Here is an 885-nt window from a genome sequence, read left to right as displayed (position 1 = left end):
TAGACCTCTTGCGAAAGTCGTTATTGCAAGTTCATCCGGTTTACCAGTGCAGCGATTAAGTTAATGCGTAAACCGAATCTTTTTCGTCTATTTCGATAGCGTTCACTTAGTATTCTAAATCTTTTCAATTGACTATTAATATGTTCGATTACAACTCGTATTTTTCCAATCATTTTATTGTAATTTTTCTCAGCATCAAATAAGGGGAAATTCTTCTTTTTCTTTATTGGCATCAATAACTTAAAGCCATCTTGCTCTAACCCATAGTACCCTAAATCGGTCATAACATAGTCACAATGTTTGAATTTCTTAACTGTTTTTCTTGCCAATTTAATATCATGCTGACTGCCAGACGATATATCTACTCCTATGATTTGTTTGCTCTTCGGATGATAGATCACTTGGGCTTTTAACGTATGTTTCTTCTTTTTACCACTGTAAAACTTACTCTGATTTTTTTTTCGGGCGTTCTATTGAACATTCTGTCGCATCAATAATTACCCAGTTAAATTGTTCGTCTGCTGTGGTAATGCTTCGTTTTGGCAGGGTAAAACGTCTTGATTTCATTAATGCATCTTCAACCTTTTTAATAGTTCGATTCACATTACTTTCAGCGATATGGTAATTTGCAGCCAATTCCAATTGAGTGCTGTAATTCCGTAAGTAATTGAGTGTTAATAATAATTGATCCTCTATAGCTAAAGTATGAGGACGCCCAGATTTCTTTTTAAGTGATTCTGCTTCTTTTAAAACTTCGACCATTTCACTAAAAACTGGTCGAGGTACACCAACCAAGCGCTTGAATTCAGAATCTGAAAAACGGTTTAATTTCTGATATTTCATGAAATCTATATTGAGGTAGTTTTTACTTTCGCAAGAGGTCTA

Annotated in this window: 1 protein-coding gene; it reads right to left on the bottom strand. The window is 34.4% G+C overall.

The window, feature by feature from the left end:
- Positions 1-20 precede the first annotated feature (20 nt).
- Positions 21-843 (bottom strand): IS5 family transposase gene (locus ACEO2X_RS13945; RefSeq protein WP_141667073.1). Its coding sequence is split into 2 segments (ribosomal slippage): positions 21-461 and positions 463-843, totalling 822 coding nucleotides; the frame shifts between segments, so codons are not numbered across the junction.
- Between the last annotated feature and the right edge of the window lie 42 nt (positions 844-885).

This window comes from Acinetobacter sp. AL9, from assembly GCF_041464035.1.
Classification (GTDB): domain Bacteria; phylum Pseudomonadota; class Gammaproteobacteria; order Pseudomonadales; family Moraxellaceae; genus Acinetobacter; species Acinetobacter towneri.
This window is presented reverse-complemented; position numbering and strand designations above follow the sequence as displayed.